Origin of the sequence: Amycolatopsis orientalis (assembly GCF_000943515.2) — a bacterium.
Taxonomy (GTDB): domain Bacteria; phylum Actinomycetota; class Actinomycetes; order Mycobacteriales; family Pseudonocardiaceae; genus Amycolatopsis; species Amycolatopsis orientalis.
Window position 1 is genome coordinate 2,750,101 of record NZ_CP016174.1, and the last position, 16,530, is coordinate 2,766,630.

Annotated in this window: 15 protein-coding genes and 1 pseudogene; 12 read left to right on the forward strand and 4 right to left on the reverse strand. The window is 69.8% G+C overall.

Annotated elements, in window-relative coordinates; genetic code table 11:
• Positions 1-4: 4 nt before the first annotated feature.
• The 4 genes from SD37_RS12170 to SD37_RS12185 all read left to right on the forward strand — a co-directional run bounded on the left by SD37_RS12170 (position 5) and on the right by SD37_RS12185 (position 4,911).
• On the forward strand, positions 5-2,260 hold the full coding sequence (locus SD37_RS12170; RefSeq protein WP_044854133.1) for a polyribonucleotide nucleotidyltransferase: 2,256 nt from the start codon (positions 5-7) through the stop codon (positions 2,258-2,260).
• 94 nt (positions 2,261-2,354) lie between these two features.
• Positions 2,355-3,722: a M16 family metallopeptidase gene (locus SD37_RS12175; protein ID WP_044854134.1), complete on the forward strand. Its 1,368-nt coding sequence runs from the start codon at positions 2,355-2,357 to the stop codon at positions 3,720-3,722.
• On the forward strand, positions 3,719-4,465 hold the full coding sequence (gene dapB, locus SD37_RS12180) for a 4-hydroxy-tetrahydrodipicolinate reductase (RefSeq protein ID WP_044854135.1): 747 nt from the start codon (positions 3,719-3,721) through the stop codon (positions 4,463-4,465). The genes SD37_RS12175 and dapB overlap by 4 nt, the downstream gene beginning before the upstream one ends.
• Complete coding sequence (locus SD37_RS12185) at positions 4,462-4,911, forward strand: tetratricopeptide repeat protein (RefSeq protein WP_037304352.1); 450 nt, start codon at positions 4,462-4,464, stop codon at positions 4,909-4,911. The genes dapB and SD37_RS12185 overlap by 4 nt, the downstream gene beginning before the upstream one ends.
• 420 nt (positions 4,912-5,331) lie before the next feature.
• Here the strand turns inward: SD37_RS12185 and SD37_RS12190 are convergent, their stop codons facing one another.
• Positions 5,332-5,853: a YqaA family protein gene (locus SD37_RS12190; RefSeq protein WP_044854136.1), complete on the reverse strand. Its 522-nt coding sequence runs from the start codon at positions 5,851-5,853 to the stop codon at positions 5,332-5,334.
• Between the two features lie 138 nt (positions 5,854-5,991).
• Here SD37_RS12190 and SD37_RS12195 point away from each other — a divergent pair.
• Positions 5,992-6,459, forward strand: a pseudogene (locus SD37_RS12195) (GtrA family protein); the annotation flags it as partial.
• Positions 6,460-6,477: 18 nt separating this feature from the next.
• Here SD37_RS12195 and SD37_RS41940 read toward each other — a convergent pair.
• Positions 6,478-7,038: a GNAT family N-acetyltransferase gene (locus tag SD37_RS41940; RefSeq protein ID WP_083254953.1), complete on the reverse strand. Its 561-nt coding sequence runs from the start codon at positions 7,036-7,038 to the stop codon at positions 6,478-6,480.
• A gap of 59 nt (positions 7,039-7,097) precedes the next feature.
• Between SD37_RS41940 and SD37_RS12200 the strand changes: the two genes are divergently transcribed.
• The gene (locus SD37_RS12200) at positions 7,098-8,318 is read left to right on the forward strand and encodes a winged helix-turn-helix domain-containing protein (protein ID WP_065913089.1); all 1,221 of its coding nucleotides are present in this window, start codon (positions 7,098-7,100) and stop codon (positions 8,316-8,318) included.
• Positions 8,319-8,504: 186 nt separating this feature from the next.
• Here SD37_RS12200 and SD37_RS12205 read toward each other — a convergent pair whose 3' ends face one another.
• Together SD37_RS12205 and SD37_RS12210 are read right to left on the reverse strand one after the other, a co-directional pair.
• A complete protein-coding gene (locus SD37_RS12205; protein WP_044854137.1) occupies positions 8,505-9,413 on the reverse strand; it encodes a DUF4097 family beta strand repeat-containing protein in 909 nt (302 codons plus the stop codon).
• A gap of 11 nt (positions 9,414-9,424) precedes the next feature.
• Positions 9,425-9,949: a toxin-antitoxin system HicB family antitoxin gene (locus tag SD37_RS12210; RefSeq protein WP_044854138.1), complete on the reverse strand. Its 525-nt coding sequence runs from the start codon at positions 9,947-9,949 to the stop codon at positions 9,425-9,427.
• Positions 9,950-10,082: 133 nt separating this feature from the next.
• Between SD37_RS12210 and thyX the strand changes: the two genes are divergently transcribed.
• The 6 genes from thyX to SD37_RS12240 all read left to right on the forward strand — a co-directional run bounded on the left by thyX (position 10,083) and on the right by SD37_RS12240 (position 16,504).
• On the forward strand, positions 10,083-10,835 hold the full coding sequence (thyX, locus tag SD37_RS12215; protein ID WP_044854422.1) for an FAD-dependent thymidylate synthase: 753 nt from the start codon (positions 10,083-10,085) through the stop codon (positions 10,833-10,835).
• On the forward strand, positions 10,835-11,227 hold the full coding sequence (locus SD37_RS12220) for an ACT domain-containing protein (RefSeq protein ID WP_037304346.1): 393 nt from the start codon (positions 10,835-10,837) through the stop codon (positions 11,225-11,227). Before thyX ends, SD37_RS12220 begins: the two co-directional genes overlap by 1 nt.
• 82 nt (positions 11,228-11,309) lie before the next feature.
• On the forward strand, positions 11,310-12,815 hold the full coding sequence (locus SD37_RS12225) for a serine/threonine-protein kinase (protein WP_044854139.1): 1,506 nt from the start codon (positions 11,310-11,312) through the stop codon (positions 12,813-12,815).
• 101 nt (positions 12,816-12,916) lie between these two features.
• The gene (gene dapA, locus SD37_RS12230) at positions 12,917-13,930 is read left to right on the forward strand and encodes a 4-hydroxy-tetrahydrodipicolinate synthase (protein ID WP_044854140.1); all 1,014 of its coding nucleotides are present in this window, start codon (positions 12,917-12,919) and stop codon (positions 13,928-13,930) included.
• A 5-nt stretch (positions 13,931-13,935) separates the two neighbouring features.
• Entirely contained in the window at positions 13,936-15,624 is a 1,689-nt protein-coding gene (locus tag SD37_RS12235; RefSeq protein ID WP_418189821.1) for a ribonuclease J, read from the forward strand.
• 85 nt (positions 15,625-15,709) lie between these two features.
• Positions 15,710-16,504, forward strand: a complete 795-nt coding sequence (locus SD37_RS12240) for a pentapeptide repeat-containing protein (RefSeq protein ID WP_083255275.1) — start codon at positions 15,710-15,712, stop codon at positions 16,502-16,504.
• Positions 16,505-16,530: the final 26 nt, after the last annotated feature.

Sequence of the window (16,530 nt, forward strand, 5' to 3'; positions counted from 1 at the left end):
CCCTATGACCGACTCCACCGGAGTCACCGTGCACGAAACCGAAGCCGTCATCGACAACGGCCGTTTCGGCACTCGCACCGTTCGCTTCGAGACCGGCCGCCTGGCCCGTCAGGCCGCCGGCGCCGTCGTCGCGTACCTCGACGAAGAGACCATGCTGCTCTCGGCGACCACCGCGTCGAAGCACCCGAAGGACCACTTCGACTTCTTCCCGCTGACCGTGGACGTCGAGGAGCGGATGTACGCCGCCGGGCGCATCCCCGGCGCGTTCTTCCGCCGTGAGGGCCGCCCGTCGACCGACGCGATCCTCACCTGCCGCCTGATCGACCGGCCGCTGCGCCCGTCGTTCGCCGACGGTCTCCGCAACGAGATCCAGGTCGTCATCACCGTCCAGAGCCTCAACCCGGACGACCCGTACGACGTGCTCGCGATCAACGCGGCTTCGGCCTCGACCCAGATCGCCGGCCTGCCGTTCTCCGGTCCGGTCGGCGGCGTCCGCGTCGCGCTGATCGAGGGCCAGTGGGTCGCGTTCCCGACCTGGAAGCAGCTCGAGGACGCCACCTTCAACATGGTGGTCGCCGGCCGCATCGTCGGTGACGACGTCGCGATCATGATGGTCGAGGCCGAGGGCACCGAGCGCACGCTCGACCTGATCGCCGACGGTGGCAAGGCGCCGGACGAGATCGCCGTCGCCGAGGGGCTCGAAGCCTCGAAGCCGTTCATCAAGGTGCTGTGCGAGGCCCAGCAGCAGCTGGCCGAGCTGGCCGCCAAGCCGACCGGCGAGTTCCCGGTCTTCCTCGCCTACGAGCAGGACGCCTTCGACGCCGTCGCCGCCATCGCGACCGACGACCTCGCGAACGCCCTGACCATCGCGGGCAAGCAGGACCGCGACAACGCGACCGACCAGGTCAAGGCCGCGGTGCTGGAGAAGATCGGCCTGGGCGAGGGCGAAGCCTTCCAGGGCCGTGAGAAGGAGATCGGCGCGGCGTTCAAGGCCCTGTCGAAGAAGATCATGCGCAAGCGCGTCCTCACGGACAAGATCCGCATGGACGGTCGCGGCCTGACCGACATCCGGTCGCTCGCCGCCGAGGTCGCCGTGATCCCGCGGGCGCACGGTTCCGCGCTGTTCGAGCGCGGTGAGACCCAGATCCTGGGCGTCACCACGCTGAACATGCTCCGCATGGAGCAGCAGATCGACTCGCTCTCCCCGGAGACCACGAAGCGGTATCTGCACCACTACAACTTCCCGCCGTTCTCCACCGGCGAGACCGGCCGCGTCGGTTCGCCGAAGCGGCGCGAGATCGGCCACGGCATGCTCGCCGAGCGCGCCCTGGTCCCGGTCCTGCCGAAGCGGGACGAGTTCCCGTACGCGATCCGCCAGGTCTCCGAGGCGCTGGGCTCCAACGGCTCCACCTCGATGGGCTCGGTCTGCGCCTCGACGATGGCACTGCTGAACGCGGGTGTCCCGCTGAAGGCGCCGGTCGCCGGCATCGCCATGGGCCTCATCTCCGACGAGGTCGACGGTGAGACCCGCTACGTCGCGCTGACCGACATCCTCGGTGCCGAGGACGCCATGGGCGACATGGACTTCAAGGTCGCCGGCACCAAGGACATCATCACCGCGCTGCAGCTCGACACGAAGCTCGACGGCATTCCGTCGGAGGTCCTCGCGGCCGCGCTGAAGCAGGCGAAGGACGCTCGCCTCACCATCCTGGAGGTCATCGCCGAGGCGATCGACGCGCCGGACGAGATGAGCCCGTTCGCCCCGCGCGTCACCAGCGTGAAGATCCCGGTGGACAAGATCGGCGAGGTCATCGGCCCGAAGGGCAAGATGATCAACTCGATCACCGAGGAGACCGGCGCCGACATCTCCATCGAGGACGACGGCACGATCTACGTGGGCGCGGCCGACGGCCCGTCGGCGGAGGCGGCGATCGACAAGATCAACGCCATCGCCAACCCGCAGCTGCCCAAGGTCGGTGAGCGCTTCCTCGGCACCGTGGTGAAGACGGCCGCGTTCGGCGCGTTCGTCTCGCTGCTGCCGGGCAAGGACGGCCTGGTGCACATCTCGAAGCTGGGCAACGGCAAGCGGATCGCCAAGGTCGAGGACGTGGTCAACGTGGGCGACAAGCTCCGCGTCGAGATCGCCGACATCGACAACCGCGGCAAGATCAGCCTGATCGTGGTCCAGGAAGAGGACACGGCGGACGCCAAGGCCGCCGAAGGCGAGAAGGCCGACGCTCCGAAGGCCGACGCCCAGTAGGTCCGGCCAGATCGATGTGAAACGCCATGAAAGGGTCGTTCGGGACGCGAGTCGTCCTGAACGACCCTTTCATGACATGTGAGTAAGGGATCCGTTGGCGCGATCAAGCACAGCCGGGCACGAGCAGCCCGTCGGCAGCACCCGTACGCTCGAGTCCACTTCGGACGGTGCGGTGGTCAAGCGCAGCGTGCTGGCCGGTGGCCTCCGGGTGATCACCGAGCACGTGCCCGCGTCCCGGTCGGTGACGGTCGGGCTGTGGGTCGGTGTCGGATCGCGTGATGAGCCGTCCTCGGTCGAAGGCGCCGCGCACTACCTCGAACATCTGCTGTTCAAGGGCACCACGAACCGCGACGCCACCCAGATCGCCGAGGAGATCGACGCGGTCGGCGGCGAGTTCAACGCGTTCACCGCGAAGGAGCACACCTGCTACTACGCGCAGGTGCTCGACGAGGACCTGCCGCTCGCGATGGACCTCGTGACCGATGTCGTGTTCGAGGCGCTGTGCACGGACAAGGACGTCGAGACCGAGCGCAGTGTCGTGCTCGAAGAGATCTCGATGCGGGACGACGACCCCGAGGACCTGCTGCACGAGACCTTCGTCGGCGCGATCCTCGGCGAGCACCCGCTGGGCCGTCCCGTGCTCGGCAGCGAGAAGTCCATTGTGGAGATGTCCGCCTCGGCGCTGCGCGGGTTCTACCGGCGCCGCTACACGCTGCCGCGGATGGTGCTCGCCGTCGCCGGGAACATCGAGCACGGCCAGGTGCTCCGCCTGGTCCGCAAGGCCCTGCGGAACCGCCTCACCGGGACGGCCACCCCGGTGCCGCCGCGGTCGGGCCGTGCGCGGATCGCGATGGTGCCGAAGCTCGCCCTGCACACCGACGACACCGAGCAGGCGCACGTCATGCTCGGTCTGCGTTCGCTGTCACGGCACGACGACCGGCGGTTCGCGCAGTCGGTGCTCAACGCCGCACTCGGCGGCGGGATGAGTTCGCGGCTGTTCCAGGAAGTCCGCGAAAAGCGCGGGCTGGCGTACCAGGTGTACTCGTCCGTCGCGAGCTACGCCGACGCCGGGCACATGGCCGTGTACGCGGGCTGCCAGCCCGAAAAGCTCGGCGAGGTCGCCGGCGTGATCCGCGAGGTGCTCGAACTCGTCGGCAAGGACGGGCTGAGCGAAGCCGAGGTCGCGCGCGCGAAGGGGCAGCTGCGGGGCGGGCTGGTGCTCGGCCTGGAGGACACGTCGTCGCGGATGTCGCGGATCGGCAAGAACGAACTGAACTACGGGCGGTATCTCGGCGTCGACGACACGGTGGCGCGGATCGACGCCGTCACCACCGAAGAGGTCTGTGCGCTCGCTCGCACTCTGCTCCACCGCCCTGGTGGCGTGTCGGCGGCGGCGGTGGTCGGGCCGTACGCTCACGCCGACGACCTTCCGGACGATCTGCACGAGGTGATCGCATCATGACCGCTGGGATTCGCGTCGGCGTGCTGGGCGCACGCGGCCGGATGGGCCAGGAAGTGGTCGGCGCCGTCAACGGCGCCGAGGACATGGAACTCGTCGCCGCGCTCGACGCCGGTGACGACTTCGCGGCGCTCAAGCAGGCGCAGGTCGTCGTCGACTTCACCCATCCCGACGCGGTGATGGGCAACCTGGAATTCCTGACGGGTAACGGGATCCACGCCGTCGTCGGCACCACCGGCTTCAGCGAGGAGCGGCTGGGGAAGCTGCGCTCGTGGCTCGCCGCCGACCCGTCGCTCGGCGTGCTCATCGCGCCGAACTTCGCCCTCGGCGCGGTATTGGCGATGCGCTTCGCCCAGCAGGCGGCACGGTTCTACAACTCGGCCGAGGTCATCGAGCTGCACCACAACCGCAAGGCCGACGCGCCCTCCGGCACCGCCGCGCATACCGCGCGGCTGATCGGCGAGGCCCGCGCGGAAGCCGGTCTCGCTCCCGGTGACGACGCGACGACGTCCGAAGTGGACGGTGCCCGCGGCGCGCTCGTCGAAGGCGTCCGCGTGCACTCGGTCCGGCTGCCCGGACTGGTGGCGCACGAGGAGATCCTGTTCGGCGGCGAAGGGGAGACCCTGACCATCCGGCACGACTCGCTGCACCGCACGTCGTTCATGCCGGGGGTGCTGCTCGGGGTGCGTTCGGTGCTCACGCGGCCCGGCCTGACGGTCGGTCTCGAGAACATCCTCGACCTGTGAGGGCCCGCAACTTCGCGCTGGTGATGACGGCGGCGCTCGCCGTCTACGTCGTCCTGCTGGCCGGCCGGGCGATCGCGTTGCTGCGCACCGGCGAGACGGTGCCGGTGCTCTTCGGCGTCGGTGTGCTCCTGCTGCCGCTGCTCGGGATCTGGATCATCGTGACCACCTGGCGCTCCGGCGTCCAGATCCAGCGCCTTTCGCGGCGGCTGGACGAAGAAGGCGGCCTGCCCGACGTCTCCGACCTGCCCCGGCGGCCGTCGGGCCGGGTGGATCGCGACGCCGCGGACGCGTGGTTCGACGAGCGCCGGGCCGAGGTCGAGGCGGATCAGGAGAACTGGCGCGTCTGGTACCGGCTGGCGTACGCGTACGAGATCGCGGGGGACCGGAAGCGAGCCCGCGCGACCATGCGGCGCGCCGTCGAACTCGAAGCCGCCTCCCGCACTTAGTCCTCCAATGAGGGGTAAGCCAAATGTGGCGCGTCCCGGTGCGGGTCCGGAGTGACGGACGGAAGTCGGGCCGTGACCACGGGTGTCCACAAGGGACACTTTCCCGGCGTTCGATGTCCGCTTTGAGCAGTTTGCCCGGTCTCGCGAGGTGGTCGTGAGTGGCAAACAGCGTTCTAACCCTCATTGCCACTCACGACCCCGCACGGGACCGCACAGATCGACATCAATCGGACGCCGAGTCCCCGGAAACCGTCCCTTATGGACAGTCGCGAGGCGTGTCCCGCCTCCTCGGGGAACCCTTCACCGGGCACGCGGTGGTGAAGGCCTTCTTCACTACCGTGAGGGCAGACAAGGGGGCCTTCGCGGCAGCGAGCCGATCGCGCCACGTTTGCCTTACCCCTTTCTAAATGCGTGGCTCGCTCAGTAGTGGAACCAGCCGGCGAAGAGGGCGGGTGAGGCGGCCAGCAGGCTGAACCGCAGCCAGCGGCCCAGGAACCCGGTCGCCAGGAAGCTCGCCAGCGGCATGTTCACCAGCCCCGCGAGCACGCTCGTGGCCATGTACGGCGGCAGCCCGAGGACCGAACTCACCCCGTAGGTGCCCGCCATCCAGTGCGGATGCCGGTGACAGCGTTCGCGGAGGGCGTCGAGCCGGGCGCGCATCTTCTTGGTCCGCGCCCGCCATCGTTCGCGACGCGGGGTGGGCGGGCGTTCCCGGTGCAGCCGGTCGTGCAGCGGCTTCGGCAGTTTGATGGTGCCCTTCGCAGCGAGGTAGTAGAGCGTCTTCCCACCCACCTGGCCCGCGGCGACGACGGCGCCGAGCAGCAGCCACGGCAAGGTCGGTTCGCTCGCGCAGAGGCCGATGAGGAACATTTCGACGCTGACGACGGGAAGGATCGCGGAGCCGAAGGCCACACCGAACGACAGGAGCAACCAGCCCACCATCGTTGCCTCCCCGTTATCTTCGTTCTCTCCAAGCTATCAGCTGAAAAACAGGACGCACTGGGGATAACCCCCGTTCCCGGCTTCCAGGGCGTACCAGAAGATCACCTGTTCGTCGGCTCGCGGCCACCTGCCGCTGCCATGCTGGGCTTCGTGGCCGACGTGCACGACGCGGTCCGCGGCAAGGGTTTCGCGGATCGCTTCGCCGACTTCTGCGCGGCCGTGGTCCGGCGCCTCCCCTTCGGGCTTTCCCGGCTGGTGGCGCCGAGTTTCCTCGGTTTCGCGCTCATCAACGGGTTCACCTTCGCGGTCGACCTGATCCTGCTGACCCTGCTGCGCGGCTGGCTCGGCCTGCCGGTGTGGCTGGCGATCACGCTCGCGTACGCGACCGCGTTCGGGCTGAGCTTCGTGCTGAACCGCAGCATGAACTTCCGCTCGCACGCGCCCGTGGGCAGGCAGGCGGTGCTGTACGTCATCGCGATCGTCGTCAACTACGTGGCGTTCCTGCTCGGCGTCGGCGCGGGACTGGCCGCGCTGGGCGTCGACTATCGCCTGTCCCGGCTCATCGCCGGGGCGTGCGAAGGCGTCTTCATGTACTCGGTGATGCGCTGGGTGGTGTTCGCGAAGTCAGGAAGTGAGTTCGAGGTCGAGGGCGCCGGTGAGCCGGACCTCGCGCACGTTCGTGCTTCCGGTGTCGAGGATGCGGACGGTCCCGTCGGGCGACCAGCCCGCGCGGCGGAAGAAGCCCAGTGACGCGTGATCGGTCTGGGCGACCCAGCTGATCCCGCGGGTGGCGCCGTCCCCGCGCAGCCAGGCGGACGCGTTCGCCAGCAGCCGTCCCGCGTGCCCTCGCCGTCCCCAGCGCGGCTCGACCAGCAGAGACGCGATGAGCGCCGTCGTCGGGGCGTCGTCGGGCAGCGATCCGTCGGCGGCGGCCACCTCGCTCTCCGGCGCCCGTCCGGCGACGCAGAAGCCGACGGTGAACTCGCCTTCGGTGGCGAGGAAGACGCGCGTCCCCGGGTACTCGATCGTTTCGGCCCAGGTCTTCTCGAGTTCCACGACGTCGAGTTCGGCGACGGCCGCTTCGCCGAGCAGTTCCGTGTAGGCGCTTCGCCAGGTGTCGCGTTGGATACGGGCGATCTCGGCGGCGTCGGACACGACGGCGGGGCGGACTTCGGCGGCGGCCATGCCCGGGAGGTTACTGCTCCCGTCGAAAACTGTCGGTGGCGGATGGCAGCATGCTGATGATGAGCACTACGACCATCAGCGGGCCGGTCGCGCGCCGGATCGCCCTGGCCGCACAAGGATTCGGCGACGCGCGTCCCGGCGGGGCGGTGACCAGACGGCATCTGCAGCGCGTGCTGTCGAAGATCCAGTTGCTGCAACTGGATTCGGTGAACGTCGCGGTCCGCGCGCACTACATGCCGTTGTTCTCCCGGCTCGGCGCGTACGAGTCCACGCTGGTGGACGACGCGGCCTGGTCCCATTCCGCGCGCAAGCCCCGGATGCTGGTCGAATCCTGGGCGCATGAGGCGAGTCTGCTGCCGGTGGCGGACTGGCCGCTGCTGCGGTCCGGGGCGAAGCGCATGGGCTGGTGGACGAACTACGCGCGGGTACTGGAGCAGACGCCCGGTTTGGTGGACGACATCCTCGCCGTGGTCAAGGAACAGGGACCGATCGGCGCGGGCGGCATCGAGCGCGCGCTGGAGAGCGATGGCACCCGCCGTAAACCCGGCTCGTGGTGGGAGCGCTCGGAGGTCAAGAAGGCCTGCGAGTGGCTGTTCGGCGTGGGGCAGCTGACGACGGGCACGCGCCGGTCGTTCGAGCGGCTGTACGACCTGACCGAACGCGTGGTGCCGCCGGAGATCCTGTCGCGGCAGGTGACCCCCGAAGAGGGCGCCCGCGAACTGATCACCCGCTCGGCCGTCGCGCTCGGCATCGGGACCGAACCGGACCTGCGGGACTACTACCGGCTCGGCCCGGACGTCAGCAAGCGGGCGGTGGCCGAACTGGTCGAGGCGGGGGGGCTGGAACCGGTGACCGTGGACGGCTGGCCCGCCCCGGCATACCGGCACTTCGCGGCGAAGACACCGCGGTCGGTCACCGGGCGGGCGCTGCTGTCGCCGTTCGACCCGCTGATCTGGGAACGCGCCCGCACCGAGCGCATCTTCGACTTCTTCTACCGCATCGAGATCTACGTTCCCGAGCCGAAGCGGATCTACGGCTACTACGTGTTCCCGTTCCTGCTCGACGGCGAACTCGTCGGCCGGGTCGACCTCAAGGCCGATCGTGCCGCCGGGCTGCTTCGCGTCCAGGGTGCCTTCGCCGAGCCCGGCGTGGACGTCGCGCGGGTCGCGAGCGAGCTGGCGGGAGAGCTGCGGCTGATGGCGGAATGGCAGGGGCTGGACGGGGTCGTGGTGGGGGAGCGGGGCGACCTCGCCCCGGTGCTTTCGCGCCTGGTGCGCTGAGCCGAGTGCCAAGTGTCATGAGGGGTCCCCATAGGACGAATTTCGTCCTATGGGGACCCCTCATGACACACCCGGAGCCCCGCCCCTCCCGCGCTCCCCGAGCCCAGAAATGAGCGAGGGACCTTCGCTCCCACCCCCGTGGAAAAGTGAGAGCAAAGGTCCCTCGATCCCCCTGTGGTACGCGACTCAGCTGGCCGCGCTCGTCACCACCGCGTCCCCCGTGCCGGTACGCGCCCGCACCTTCAGCGAGACCTCCGAAGGGGCGCTCTCCGCGACCTCCAGCTCGCTCGACACCGAGCCCGTCGTCGACGAAAGGTCGATCTCCGCCTGAACGCCGCCGCGGATCCCGACCCGGACGTCACCCGATCCGGTGGTCAGCTCCAGCGATCCGGAGGTGGCGTCCGCCACCGAGAGGTCGCCGCTGCCGGTGCGCGCCAGTACCTCGCCCGCGACCTCGCCGAGCCAGACGTCGCCGGTGCCGGTCGCGACCGTGGCCGAACCGCTCACCGCGGCCGCTTCGACGCTGCCGCTGCCGGTGCGCAGCTGGAGGCCGGAGACCGTCGGCCCGAGCTTGATGTCGCCGGTGCCGGTGCGGACGATCGCCGAACCGTCGGCGCGCTCCAGGCCGACCGTGCCCGCGCCGGTCATGATGTCGGCCCGGCCCGCGGCACCGGTCACCGCGACGTCGGCGGCTCCGGCCCGCACCTCCAGATGTGAACCGGCGGGTGCCCGGACGGTCACGGCGAGCGGGATGTTCTTCAGCTGCCAGGCCTTCGGCGCCTGGACGACCAGCCGGTTGCCGACCTTCTCGATCCGCGTCTGCGTCACGGCGTCGCTGGCCGACGCGCCCGGCGAACCGCCGAGCTGGTCGCCGAAGCGTTCGCCGACCCAGCTGAGCAGGCTCGTCATCCCGTCCACCCACGGCTGCTGTTCGCCGCCGTCGCGGCGGACCTCGGCGTGGACGCCGCTGTCCCCGGTCAGTTCGATGGTCACCCGGCCGATGGCCACGCTCACGTCGATCTCGATCGGGCCCTCGGCCTCGAAGTCCTCGACGCGCACGGTCTCTTCACCGGCGGGAGTGTTTTCCTCGGTCATTTCCGTCCCCCTCAGCCCTGGACCCAGCCGTGCAGGTGTGAACCGGCACCGCCGCCGGGCTTCTGCTTGTGGTGCCAGTGCTCGCTCCCGCCCTTGCCCAGCGCCCCCTGGACGGCCTGCGAGACGAACGTGTTCAGCGACACGCCCTGAGAGGCGGCCGCCGCTTCGGCCTGGCCTTTGACCTGCTCGAACAGGCGTAGCGTGATTCGGGTGATGTCGCCCGTGTCCACCTTGGGCGCGCGCGGGGTCTCCCGCGGCGCTTCCTGACGGGGCGCGGTCTGCTCGGCGCCCTCACCGGAACCGGTGACGACGACGCGCACGTCGCGGCCGTCGAGCCGGACGTCGACGACGTGCCCCGGCAGCGCCGAGGTCACTTCGGCGGCGAGGTCCGCGAGGGCGTTCATGATGGTCAGCCGGGCGGCGGGCTCCAGCGCCGACGACAGCAGCGCGGCAGCGCGCCGCGTCTGCTCGTCGCCGGCCGAAGCCGTGTTCGCGAGGTCCTCGCGAAGGCTTGTGATGTACGGCGTCAGATCCATGACACCACTATGACGTCACTTGTGGTGTCAGTCAAGGCGACTCTGACGTCACCGTGATGTCGCCCCGCCGTCAAAGCGGACTGCGGTTACGCTGCCCGGAGTCGTGGAGCAGGGGTCGAAAGGGAGTGCGAACGTGGCCGAGACCGTGTCACCCAAGGTTCAGCTGATCGCGAAGACGGAGTTCTTCCCGCCGTCGGACGTACCGTGGTCGACCGATGCCGACGGTGGTGAGGCGCTGGCCGAATTCGCGGGCCGGGCCTGCTACCAGTCCTGGAAGAAGCCGAACCCGAAGACGGCCACCAACGCCGGCTACCTCGAGCACATCATCGACGTGGGCCACCTTTCGGTGCTGGAGCACGGCTCCGTCAGCTTCTACATCACCGGGATCTCCCGGTCGCTGACGCACGAGCTGATCCGTCACCGGCACTTCTCCTACTCGCAGCTCTCGCAGCGCTACGTCCCCGAGCGGGACGCCGCGTTCGTCGAGCCCGACGTCATCGCGCAGGACCCGGAGCTGCACGCGAAGTTCCTCGCCGCCTCGCAGGCCGCCGTGGACGCCTACACCGAGCTGCTCGCCGGGCTGGAGGAGAAGTTCGCCGACGTGCCGAGCGCGACCCTGCGCCGCAAGCAGGCCCGCCAGGCCGCCCGCGCCGTGCTGCCGAACGCGACCGAGACCCGCATCGTGGTCACCGGCAACTACCGCGCCTGGCGGCACTTCATCGCGATGCGCGCCACCGAGCACGCCGACGTCGAGATCCGCGCCCTGGCCATCGAGTGCCTGCGCGAGCTGCAGAAGGCCTCGGGCAACGTGTTCGCGGACTTCACCATCTCCGCGCTGCCTGACGGCACCGAGATCGCGTCGAGCCCGAAGGTCCTCGAAGGCTGATGCGCCGCCTCGCGATCGACGTCCGGCCCGGCGAATACGCCGTCGCCCGCCTCGCCCCGGACGCGCCGGTTCCGGCGAATCTGCTCGACCCCGGCGAGCCCGTGCTGATCTCCATCACGCGGACGCCGGAGGAGCTGTCGGTGATCTGCCCGGCCGGGCTCGCGCCCGCCGGGGCCACCGTCGAGGACGGCTGGCGGCTGCTGTCGGTCCGCGGGCCGCTGGCCTTCACGCTGACCGGCATCATCGCGGCGTTGTCGAGCGAACTGGCCGCCGCCGGGGTGGCGCTGTTCTCGATGTCCACTTTCGACACCGACCACGTGCTCGTCCGGGCTCCCGAGCTGGAGCGCGCGGTGAAGGCGCTCCGGGAATCCGGGCACGAGGTCACGGTCTGATCCAGACGCCGGGGTAAGGAACCTTTCGGGGCGCGAACGGGTCCGAGTTAGCATCCTGCGCGAATCGAAGGAGCACCGAACCTTGACCGACGAACAGACCCGTCCGTACGGGCCGCCCCAGCAGACGTATCAGGCCGCCGGCGCGCGGATCGTCGCCGGCCGGTACGCCCTGCTGGGTGAGCTCGGCCGCGGCGGCATGGGGATCGTCTGGCGGGCACAGGACCAGGTGATCGGCCGTCAGGTGGCGATCAAGGAGCTGAAGTTCCCGAACGCTCCCGAGGACGCCTCGGTGCTGACGGAGCGGATGCTGCGCGAGGTCCGCTCCGCCGGGCGCCTCAACGACCCGGCCGTCGTCACCGTGTACGACGTCGTCACCGAGAACGCCGCCACCTACATCGTGATGGAGCTGGTCGAGGCGCCGACGCTGGCCGATCTCGTGCGCGAGCGCGGGCCCTTGCCCGCGCAGCAGGTCGCGCTGGTGGGGGAGCGGGTGCTGTCCGCGCTGCGGGCCGCGCACGCCGCCGGGATCGTGCACCGCGACGTCAAACCGGCGAACATCATGGTCGCGCCGGACGGCCGGGTGAAGCTGACCGACTTCGGCATCGCGCACGCCGCCGACGACCCGCGCCTGACCACCAGCGGCATGATCGTCGGCTCGCCCGCGTTCATGGCGCCGGAGCGGGTCGAAGGCCGCGACGCGATGCCCGAATCCGACCTCTGGTCGCTGGGCACGACGTTGTTCTTCGCCGCCGAAGGCATCGTCGCCTTCGAACGGTCGACCACCGCCGCCACCCTGCACGCGATCATGACCGAGGCGCCGTACCTGACCCGCGTCCAGGGCCCGCTGGCGGCCGCGATCCTCGGCCTGCTGGTCACCAAACCCGAAGCGCGGATGTCGTACGACCAGGTACGCAGCCTGCTTTCGGCCGCCCAGGGCGGGCAGGCCCAGCCGACCCCGCCCTCGGGCGGCACGGCGATGATGCACCCCGGGCAGCCGATGACCCGTCTCGCGCCCGCACCGGCGAAGCGCAACCTCCGTCCTCTCTGGCTCAGCCTGGCCGCGGTCGCCGTGATCGGCGCCCTGGTCGGCGGGATCTTCCTCGGCCGCTGGATGGCCGCGCCGGAGGGGAACAGCCAGGCGCAGCCCACGTTGACCTACGGCATCAACGGCCAGCTCAAGATCGACCTCTCCGGGGACTGCTACAACGTCCCGCTCGCGGACAACGTCACGATGAACAGCGAGACCAGCGGGAACTGCGCCAAGAATCACCTGGTCGAGATCTACGCGAAGGGCGAGCTGCTCGGCGTCGAGTCGGCGAGCGACAAGGAGGCCGCGGTCGCCGCCTACCCCGGAGCCGAAGTGGTGAACCGCATCGCCGAGGCGATCTGTTCGGCGACGTTCAACTCGGGCGTGGTGCCCCAGCAGCAGCGGAGCGGGCTCCAGTGGCGGGCCGTCGTCCCGACCGAGGCGGAGTGGAACCGGCCGCTGAGCGAGGAGAACAACGACTACTCGCGCGAGTACCTGTGCGTGCTCGCCAAGACCGACGGCGGGCAGCTCACCTCACAGATCACCACCAAGGTCAAATAGAGTTTGCGCCGAGTCCGGCCTCGCCCCGGAAAATCTCCCGCATCGGCGGGAACGACCACGTCGGCAAGGGGTCGGACGGCCGCAGGAGGTACCTTCACACCATGTCCACTCCACCTACCGCAGCGCCGGGAAGACCGTTCGGGCGCGTGCTCACCGCGATGGCCACCCCCTTCGACGCCGACGGCGCGCTGGACCTGAAGCGGGCGCAGGAGCTGGCCGAACACCTCGTGGATCTGGGCAACGACGGTCTCGTCGTGAACGGCACGACCGGGGAGAGCCCCACCACGACCGACGCCGAGAAGACCGAACTGGTCCGCGCCGTCGTCGAGGCCGTCGGTGATCGCGCGACGATCGTCGCCGGGGCGGGCACGAACAACACCGCGCACAGCATCGAACAGGCGAAGCAGGCCGAAGCGGCGGGTGCCCACGGCATCCTCGTCGTCACGCCGTACTACTCGCGGCCCAGCCAGGCCGGGCTCTACGCGCACTTCACCACGGTCGCCGACGCCACCGAGCTGCCGGTGATGCTCTACGACATCCCGCCGCGCTCGATCGTCCCCATCGAGGTCGACACGCTGCTGCGGCTCGCCGAGCATCCGCGCATCCTCGCGGTCAAGGACGCCAAGGGCGATCTGATCGCCGGCTCCGAGGTCATCGCGAACACCCAGCTCGCCTACTACTCCGGCGACGACGGCCTCAACCTGCCGTGGGTCTCCGTCGGCGGCGCGGGCGTGGTCAGCGTGATCGGGCACGTCGTGGCGGGCCGGATCCGCGGCATGATGGACGCCTACGAGTCCGGCGACACCTCGACAGCGCGCACCAACCACCGCGGCATGCTGCCGGTACTGCGGGCGATGTCCCGTGTCGGCGGGGTCGCGTTCTCGAAGGCGGCCCTGCGGTTGCGCGGCTTCGACATCGGCGACCCGCGGCTGCCCATCGTGGCCGCGAACGACGAGCAGCTCCAGGCGATTTCCGCGGATCTCGCCCAGGGTGGCGTGCCGCTCGGGGAAAGCGCCGCCAGTGACTGGCATGGTGCTCGGGTGGCACAAGCAGATTCAGCGGCGGCCTATACGGCGCCGACCTCACATACCAGCGTTGGGACCATGCCTCGGTGAGTTCATTGTCAACCGGACCCGGACCGACCACGCCGCCGCCCGCGCTGCCCGAAGGCGCCTTGCGCGTGGTCGCGCTCGGCGGGATCGGCGAAGTCGGCCGTAACATGACCGTCTTCGAATTCGGCGGCCGTCTGCTGATCGTCGACTGCGGGGTCCTCTTCCCCGAAGACGACCAGCCCGGCGTCGACCTGATCCTGCCCGACTTCCGCGCCATCGAAGACCGCCTGGACGACATCGACGGCCTCGTCCTCACCCACGGGCACGAGGACCACATCGGCGCCGTCCCGTTCCTGCTGCGGCTCGTCCCGGACCTCAAGATCTACGGTTCGCGGTTCACGAACGCGCTGCTCGCGGCCAAGGCCAAGGAGCACCGCCAGCGGCCGAACCTGATCGAGGTCCGCGAGGGCGAGCGCCGCACGGTGGGCGCGTTCGATCTCGAGTTCTTCGCGGTCAACCACTCGATCCCGGACGCGCTCGCGGTGGCCATCCGCACGCCGGCCGGTGTCGTGCTGCACACCGGCGACATCAAGCTCGACCAGCTGCCGCTCGACGGCAGGCTGACCGACCTCGCCGGGTTCTCCCGGCTCGGCGACGAGGGCGTGGACCTGTTCTGCGTCGACTCGACCAACGCCGAGGTGCCCGGGTTCGTCATGCCCGAGCGCGACATCGGCCCGGTGCTCGACGACGTCGTCCGCAAGGTCGGCCAGCGTGTCATCGTGGCCTGTTTCGCGAGCCACGTGCACCGCGTCCAGCAGGTGCTCGACGCCGCCGTGCGGCACGGGCGCCGGGTCGCGTTCGTCGGCCGGTCGATGGTCCGGAACATGGGCATCGCCGCCGACCTCGGCCTGCTGAACGTGCCGGACGGCCTCCTGGTCAACCTGGACCAGGCCAGCGACCTGCCCGAGAGCAAGGTGCTGTTCGTGTCGACCGGTTCGCAGGGCGAGCCGCTGTCGGCGCTGTCGCGGATGGCGCGCGGCGAGCACCGGCAGATCTCGATCCGCGCGGGTGACACCGTCGTACTGGCCAGCTCGATGATCCCCGGCAACGAGACCGCCGTCTTCGGTGTCGTCAACGGGCTCACCCGGCTCGGCGCGAACGTCGTCCACCAGGGCAACGCCAAGGTGCACGTGTCCGGCCACGCGTCGGCCGGTGAGCTGCTGTACCTGTACAACGCGGTACGCCCCAGCAACGTCATGCCGGTGCACGGCGAGTGGAAGCACCTGCGCGCCAACGGTGAACTGGCCGTGCGCACCGGTGTCGCCCCGGAGAACGTGGTCATCGCCGAGGACGGCGTGGTGGTCGACCTCGTCGACGGCAAGGCCTCGCGGACCGGCCGGGTCGAGGTCGGGCACGTGTACGTCGACGGCCTCTCGGTCGGCGACGTCGGCGAGTCGACCCTGTCCGACAGGCTCGTGCTCGGCGAGGGCGGGTTCATCGCGATCACGGTCGCCGTGGACACCAGCACCGGTCGCGCGGTGACCCGTCCGACGGTGTCCGGGCGCGGGTTCTCCGACGACCCGAAGGCACTCGACGCGGTGCTCCCGATGGTCGAGATGGAACTCGCGAGGACCGAAGCCGAGGGCATCACCGACACGCACCGCATCGCGCAGGCCGTGCGCCGCGTCGTCGGCCGCTGGGTCGCCGACACCTACCGGCGCCGTCCGATGATCGTGCCGACGGTCATCCCCGTCTAGTTTCGACGCGTGTGAAGGCCCCCTTTCCTCGGTTCAGCCGAGGGAAGGGGGCCTTCACACGCATAATCTGCGCATGGTGATGGTCATGGTGGGGTTACACGTCATAGGCGCGCTGGCGGGGGTGGCGCTCGGGATCGGCGCGGTCTACCTCGTCCGGATGGCCATCGAGGGCGCTCGCCGTGACCGGCGGATCCAGCCCGAGGAGGTGGTCCCGGGGCTTCGGCGGGAGGACTGGGAACGCCTCGAAGCCATGATGGAGAGCGAGGACGCCGCGGAGCGTCTCGAAAGCTTCGCGGTCCTGGAGCGCTACGGACGCGAAGATCCCGACGTCAGGGAAGGACTCGTCGAGATGACTTGCGCCTATTTGCGTAAGCCCTTCCCGTATCCGTCCGAGGACGACGAAGAACTCGAAGTCCGGCGCGCCGCACAGGGCCTTCTCACGCGGCACTTCAGGTGGCCCGCGGGGGAGGCCCGGCCCTTCGAGTTCTGGGAGGTCGAAGGACTGGAGCTGGGGGACGCGGTGCTCGTCGACCCCGATTTCGCGGACACCTTCCTCGTGGGCGCCGATCTCCGGGACAGCCTGATCGTCCGCGGGGACTTCCGCCGGGCCCGGTTCTCGCCCTTCGTCAGCTTCGAGAGGGCGTGCTTCACCGGCGACACCGACTTCCGTGCCGCGTCGTTCCCCACGCATACGAGCTTTGTCGACGCGATGTTCAGCGGGCCGACCACGTTCGCCGACGCCGAGTTCGACCAAGACGCCGACTTCACCGGCGCGCGGGTGGAACAGCCCGGCGCCGCGCACTCGTGGCCGTCGCCCTGGCGTGCTTGGGCGACCTCGCCGGTCTCTCAGGCGCGGCTCGTGAGTGGTGATGACGGTTAGAACCGTCATCACCACTCACGAGCCGT